This is a genomic window from Komagataeibacter kakiaceti JCM 25156, assembly GCF_000613305.1.
Genome location: NZ_BAIO01000246.1, coordinates 1 through 3409 on the forward strand (window position 1 = coordinate 1; position 3409 = coordinate 3409).

Here is a 3409-nt window from a genome sequence, read left to right on the forward strand (position 1 = left end):
GCGCCAGCTGGATCAGCAGGCCCAGGAAGCCGCTCCCCCCCATGCCGGGGCCGAACATGCCATGCCCGAACAGCATGCCAAACAGGCCCGCGCCGATCAGCCCGCCCATGAACCCGTTCATGAACGGGTGGCGGGGCCGCGCCATGGCCATGGCGCCACCCGCCCCGAACGGCATGCGTGAGCCGTAGCCGGGCATCTGGCGTGGCGTCATCGTCTGCTGGAAGGGGCTTGCGCCATAGGGCGCGGTCTGGGATGGCGCGGGCGCGCTATAGGTGCGTCCCCCACGGCTACCCATGGAATAGCCACCCCCCGCACGGGCATCGGCCACATGGGGCTGGGCCAGCAGCGGCAGCATGGTCAGGGCGGCGACGGCGGCAAGGGCGAAGTTTTTACGCGGCGTTGTGCGCGGAGAAATTTTTTTCATCTGGGTCAGGGTATCTGCAATCCTGTGTCGGAACCATCTTTATCCGTGCGGCCCGTCCGTGATCTGGCCGCTGTTACAGATATAAGTAAGCCCATGCCCCCGTAACAGGGGGCATAGGCTTACAGAAACATGAAATCACGGAAAGGCGGTTTCCGGTTCTCAGGCCCCGGCGATCATCATGTCATCAATACGGATGGTGGGGGCGTTGGTGGACTGGCGGAAGGTCAGGTCATTGGCCGCGACCAGCCGCAGGAACATATCCTTCAGGTTGCCCGCCACCGTCAGTTCCGCAACCGGTTCGGCCAGCACGCCATCACGGATCATGAACTGCCGCGCCCCGGCTGTAATCACCGGTAATGCCGTTGATGGCGGAACCCATCATCTCGGTGATGTAAATCCCTTCGGCAATATCGGCCATGAGGGCGACCGGCGTCAGGCTGCCCGGCGTCATGTACATGTTGCCCAGTGAGGGTGAGGGCGGTCCCGATGTGCCCCGGCTGGCGCAGCCATTGGATTTCAGGCCCAACTGACGGGCGGAGCGCGAGTCGAGCGCCCATGTTTTCAGCACGCCATCTTCCACCAGCGTATTGGCCGCGCTCAGCATGCCTTCGCCGTCAAACGGGCGGGCGCCGGTGCCACGCACCCGGCGCGGGTCATCAATAATGGTGATGCCCGCGGGCATGATGCGGTTGCCCATCGCGTCCTTGAGGAAGGACGTGCCACGCGCGATGGCCACGCCATTGATCGCGCCCGACAGGTGCCTCAGCATGCTGGTCGATACACGCGGGTCCAGCACGATGGGCATGCGCCCCGTGCGCGGACGCACCGGGTTGAGCCGCGCCACGGTCCGTTCCCCCGCGCGCCGCCCGATCAGGCTGGCATCTTCCAGATCCGACAGATGCACGGCGGAATGATAGTCGTAGTCACGCTGCATCGCGGTGCCGGACCCCGCCACGGTGCTGACGGAAACCGAATGGCTGGTGCGGGCGTACCGGCCCGAAAAACCGGCGGATGTCATGAGGATGATGTCCGACAGGCCAAAGCTGCTCGACGCGCCATTGCTGTTGGAAACGCCCCTGACCGCCAGCGCCGCATCCTCCGCCACGCGGGCGCGGGCGATCAGGTCGGTGGTCGTGGGTTCGGTGGGGTCGAACAGATCCAGTCCCGTGGCGTCGACAAACCCGGTTTCGGCCTGCGCGCACAGCCCGGCGAAACGGTCCTCGGGCACGACACGGGCCATGGCCACGGCGCGCTCGGCCAGTGTGTCGAAACGGGTGGGATCCAGCGCCGTGGCCGAGACAATGGCCGCGCGCTGGCCCACGAACACCCGCAGGCCAGATCGCATGTTTCGGAGCGTTCAAGGTCTTCCGTCCGGCCATTGCGTACCTGCGCGCCATGCGCCGTGCGGCTGATATAGACGGCGTCCGCCGCATCGGCCCCGGCGGCGCGCGCGCGCGCGATCAGGGTGGAGATCTGGTCAATCGGGTCGGTACTCATGCCGCCAGTGCCCCTGTAATGCTGTCGAGCGAGGGAAGGTGCCGGACCGGGCCGAGCGATGTCAGCGTGGGCCTGCCGCTGAAGATGCGGGTCGCCACGCGCTGCACGTCTTCGATCGTGACGGCGTCAACCCGGCGCACGGTTTCCGCCGTGGGGATGAGACGGTCGAAAATCTGGAGTTGGCGGGCAAGCTGTTCGCACCGGCTGCCCGTGCTTTCCAGCGACATGAGCAGCGAGGACTTGAGCTGCGCCCGCGCCCGCGCCAGTTCGGCGGCCGTGACCGTGTGGCGGACCTTGCCCAGTTCGTTCAGCGTTACGGGAATGAGATCGGCCACCTGCGTCTCCCCCGTTCCGGCGTAGATGCCGAACAGCCCGCCCTGGCGGAAGGGAGCGTTGAAGGAATAGACAGAATAGACCAGCCCGCGTTTTTCCCGGATTTCCTGGAACAGGCGCGACGACATGCCACCGCCAAGCAGCGTGGACAGCAGCAGCGCGGGATAATAGTCCGGATCGCCATAGGGCATGGAGGGGAACCCCAGCACGATATGCGCCTGATCCAGTTCACGCTCCTGGCTGAACTCACCGCCCACGTACTGCACGGTGGGCTGCGGGGGCACGACCCCGGTGGGCAGGTCATGGAAATGCTGCTGCACCAGATCCACCACGCGGGCGTGCTCAAGGTTTCCCGCTGCCGCGACAATGGTGTTTCCCGCCGTGTAGTGGGTGCCCATGTAGTTGACCAGTGTCGCGCGCGACATGGCGCGGATACCGGCTTCCGTGCCCAGCGTGGGGCGGCCCATGGGCTGGTCGGGGAAGGCGGTTTCCTGAAAATGGTCGAACACGATGTCATCGGGCGTGTCGTTCGCCTGCCCGATTTCCTGCAAGATCACGCCGCGCTCACGCTCCAGCTCATCGGCGGCAAGGCTGCTATGGGTCAGGATGTCCCCGATGATATCCGCGCCCAGCGCCAGGTTTTCCTTCAGCAGCTTGACGTAATAGGCCGTATGCTCACGTGCGGTGTAGGCGTTGATATGCCCGCCGACATTCTCGATTTCCTCCGCGATGCCGATGGCGGTGCGGGTGCCGGTTCCCTTGAAGGCCATATGTTCCAGAAAATGGGAAACCCCGTTTTCCTGCGCGGTTTCATTGCAGGTGCCCGCGGCGACATACGCCCCGAGGGACACGGTCTCCACCCGTTCCATCCGTTCGGTCACGATGGTCAGGCCGGAGTCCAGTCGGGTCACATTGATCAGGTCGGTCATGCTGGTCCTGCGGGCCGCACGGCGCGGGATCGTGCCTGTGCCGCCCCTTGTTGGCGTAAATGGAAGGAAAAAGGTTCAGTTCGCGTTGGAAAGCACGGCGGCGCGCACCTTGTCCTCAATCACGGTCAGATCCGCCGCAACCACACTGTAACGCTCGGGGCGGTCGTACAGATCAGCCAGCGCGGCGGGCAGGGCGGGACGGATGCCGGTGGCCTGCGCCATGCGG

At 65.3% G+C, this 3409-nt stretch carries 1 protein-coding gene and 3 pseudogenes; all 4 read right to left on the reverse strand.

Annotated features, from left to right (window positions below):
- Positions 1–424, reverse strand: a pseudogene (locus JCM25156_RS11585) (Tim44 domain-containing protein); the annotation flags it as partial.
- A 159-nt stretch (positions 425–583) separates the two neighbouring features.
- Positions 584–1921 (reverse strand): annotated as a pseudogene (locus JCM25156_RS23810) (TldD/PmbA family protein).
- The gene (locus JCM25156_RS11595; protein WP_025813210.1) at positions 1918–3183 is read right to left on the reverse strand and encodes a M16 family metallopeptidase; all 1266 of its coding nucleotides are present in this window, start codon (positions 3181–3183) and stop codon (positions 1918–1920) included. Before JCM25156_RS11595 ends, JCM25156_RS23810 begins: the two are co-directional and overlap by 4 nt.
- A gap of 75 nt (positions 3184–3258) precedes the next feature.
- A pseudogene (locus JCM25156_RS31115) lies at positions 3259–3409 on the reverse strand (threonine synthase); the annotation flags it as partial.